Below are 2,994 nucleotides of genomic sequence, written 5' to 3' on the forward strand. Positions count from 1 at the left end.
CGCGGGTGCCGCCGCGCAGCAGGCCCTCGGCGGTGAACAGCGTCATCTGGGTGTCGTCGGTCACCTCGCCGTGCCAATCGGTGGCAGTCGTTCCCGACGCTGCCTCAGGATGTCCGGCATGACGACCGAACGCATCGAGCCGCCCTTCGCCGCCGACGAGACCGCCATGCTCACCGCCTGGCTGGACTACCACCGCGCCACCCTGCTGCTGAAGACCGAGGGCCTCGGCCACGACCGGCTCCGCGAGCGCTCGGTGCCGCCGTCCTCGCTCAGCCTGCTCGGCCTCGTCCGGCACATGGCCGAGGTGGAGCGGTACTGGTTCCTCTCCGTCCTCCAGGGCCAGGAGTTCGAGGAGGGCATCTTCTGGACGAAGGACGACGAGGACGGCGACTTCAACCAGGTCGACACCGCCGACGTGGAGGCCGACTTCGCGACCTACCGCACCCAGGTCGAGCTGGCCCGGGCGGCCGCCGCCGGGCTGCCGCCGGAGACGGTGGGCAAGCGGCCGCGCAGCGGCGAGGAGGTCACGCTGCGCTGGATCCTCGTCCACATGATCGAGGAGTACGCGCGGCACAACGGACACGCCGATCTGATCCGCGAGCGGATCGACGGCGCCACCGGGGAGTGAGCAGGGGTTGACGCCGTTACAGCTTCGTTGACGGATCGTCAACTTCCCGAAGCTGCCTCCCCATATGGTCTACACGCGGAACCGTCCGGCGACCTGCGGCGTCGCACCGGTTGTCGGGATCACCCGGCGATCGGGCGCGCCACGACCCGGACGGCGGTCGCGTGCGGGCACCGAACCGGTGATCAGTGCGATACTCGGACAGTTCCAACAAGTGGATGACGTGTCAAAAAGACACGCCCACGGGGGGCGCGTACGGGTCGGGAGAGGGAGGCGCGGCAAATGGGAGCACTTCGCGACGAGCACCACAACGGGTGGCTGATGCCCTCCGGCAACTACCCCGCTGCGGCGTACGACGACGCGTGGGACACCGAGGACACCCTGCCGTCCGTTCCGGCGCCCGCGGCGAAGATCGTGTCGCTGAAGCCGACCGGCTTCGAGGCGGCCCGCACCGTCGGCGAGCACCTGCGCACCGGCACGCCGGTCGTGATGGACCTGAGCGAGATGGAGGACCCCGAGGCGAAGCGCATGATCGACTTCGCCTCCGGCCTGGTCTTCGGCACCCGGGGCGGCATCGAGCGGATCGCCCGCCGGGTCTTCCTGCTCACCCCGCCGGACGTCGAGGTGACGGTGATCGACCGCCCGCTCGACAGCAGCGGCTTCTACAACCAGAGCTGATCCACCCCTCCCCGACCGGGGGCGGCACCCGCCGTCCCCGGTTTTCTGTTGCCCGGAACCGGCCGTGCGGCGGCACGGACCCGTCTCAGGCAGGATTCGGTGCTCACATATGAGACATCCATGTCTCACGTGCTCTACACTCGGCTCATGGCCACCGATCGCGACTCCGTCCTCGAGGCAGCCGTGGGCGTGCTCTCCCGCCGCCCCACCGCCCACCTCGACGAGATCGCCCGCGCCGCCGGGATCAGCCGTGCCACGCTGCACCGGATCTTCCCGGGCCGCGAAGCGCTGATCCGCGAGGTCGGCATGCTCAGCCTGCGGAAGTTCGCGGACGCCTGCGACACCGCCGTGATCGAGGACGGGCCGGCGGACGCCGCCCTGCGCAGGCTGGTCGACGCCGTCGTCCCCGACGCCGCGCTCTGCGCCTTCCTCGCCGGCGAGAACCAGCTCTACGACGACCCCGAGATCAACGACCTGTGGGAGGCGCAGGACGCCCGCGTCCGCGCGCTCTTCCTCCGCGGCCAGCAGCAGGGCGTCTTCCGGATCGAACTCGCGGCCGGGTGGCTCAGCGAAGCCTTCTTCGACCTCGTCGCCGGGGTCGGCTGGGCCGTCCAGGACGGACGACTGGCCCCGCGCGACGGCGCGTACTCGCTCACCGAGCTGTTCCTCGGCGGAGCCCTCAGGAGATCGGAACCCTCATGACCGGCACACACGTCCAGGCCCGTGCGCAGCACCGCTGGGCCGGCCTGGGCGTACTCGTCCTGGCCGTCACCCTCGTCGCCCTCGACGCCACCGTGCTGTCCCTCGCCATCCCGTCCATCAGCGAGACGCTCCGCCCGAGCGGCACCCAGCTGCTGTGGATCGGCGACGCGTACTCCTTCGTCCTCGCCGGGCTGCTCGTCAGCATGGGCGCGCTCAGCGACCGGATCGGCCGCAAGCGGCTGCTGCTGTTCGGCTCCACCGCCTTCGGCGCGGCCTCGCTGCTCGCCGCCTACGCGCCGAGCCCCGGCTGGCTGATCCTGGCCCGCGCCCTGCTCGGCGTGGCCGGCGCGACCATCATGCCGTCCACCCTGTCCCTGATCCGCGCGCTGTTCCCGGACGCCCGGGAGCGGGCCACCGCCATCGGCATCTGGGGCGCGGGCGCCACCGCCGGCGCCGCCCTCGGCCCGCTGATCGGCGGCATGCTGCTGGAGCACTTCTGGTGGGGCTCGGTCTTCCTGCTCAACCTGCCGGTGCTGGTCCTGCTGCTGGCGTTCGGCGCCTGGCTGCTGCCGGAGTCCCGCGACCCGCGGCCGGGCCGCTGGGACGTCGCCAGCGTCGCCCTGTCGATGGCCGGTGTGATCGGCGTCGTCTACGCGGTCAAGGAGGCCGCGGCGCACGGCCCGTTCGAGCACTGGACGGTGCCCGCCGCGTTCGTCGTCGGCGCCGCCGCGCTGGTCCTCTTCGTCCGCCGGCAGCTGCGGCTGGAGACCCCGCTGCTGGACGTCCGGCTGTTCGCCGACCGGCGGTTCACCGCGGCCGTGGTCGCCACCCTGACCTCGCTGATCGGTCTCTCCGGCGTGATCTTCTTCATGTCGCAGTACCTGCAGCTGGTCCGCGGGCTGTCCCCGCTGTCGGCCGGCATCGCCGAACTCCCGGCCTTCGCCGGCGCGGTGGTCGGCGGCCTGCTGACCGCCCGCGCGGCCCGCCGG

4 protein-coding genes are annotated in these 2,994 nt (G+C 71.9%); all 4 read left to right on the plus strand.

Annotated features, from left to right (window positions below; translation table 11 throughout):
• Nucleotides 1-118: 118 nt before the first annotated feature.
• The gene (locus ABZ641_RS31235) at nt 119-628 is read left to right on the plus strand and encodes a DinB family protein (protein WP_344627533.1); all 510 of its coding nucleotides are present in this window, start codon (nt 119-121) and stop codon (nt 626-628) included.
• A gap of 279 nt (nt 629-907) precedes the next feature.
• Nucleotides 908-1,303 (plus strand): cell division protein SepF, encoded by a 396-nt coding sequence (locus tag ABZ641_RS31240; RefSeq protein ID WP_344627534.1) that lies wholly within the window; start codon nt 908-910, stop codon nt 1,301-1,303.
• 147 nt (nt 1,304-1,450) lie between these two features.
• A complete protein-coding gene (locus ABZ641_RS31245) occupies nt 1,451-2,005 on the plus strand; it encodes a helix-turn-helix domain-containing protein (RefSeq protein WP_344627535.1) in 555 nt (184 codons plus the stop codon).
• The coding region (locus tag ABZ641_RS31250) for an MFS transporter (RefSeq protein ID WP_359987255.1) at nt 2,002-2,994 on the plus strand (993 nt) is incomplete at its 3' end. The genes ABZ641_RS31245 and ABZ641_RS31250, both read left to right, overlap by 4 nt.

The sequence above is a fragment of the Kitasatospora sp. NPDC007106 genome (assembly GCF_040634455.1).
In the GTDB taxonomy this organism is placed as follows: domain Bacteria; phylum Actinomycetota; class Actinomycetes; order Streptomycetales; family Streptomycetaceae; genus Kitasatospora; species Kitasatospora arboriphila.

Excerpts from the sequence above, each read along its gene's own strand:
- ABZ641_RS31235 (WP_344627533.1), top strand. The coding sequence starts at position 119 with ATGACGACCGAACGCATCGAGCCGCCCTTCGCCGCCGACGAGACCGCC.
- ABZ641_RS31240 (WP_344627534.1), top strand. The coding sequence starts at position 908 with ATGGGAGCACTTCGCGACGAGCACCACAACGGGTGGCTGATGCCCTCC.
- ABZ641_RS31245 (WP_344627535.1), top strand. The coding sequence starts at position 1,451 with ATGGCCACCGATCGCGACTCCGTCCTCGAGGCAGCCGTGGGCGTGCTC.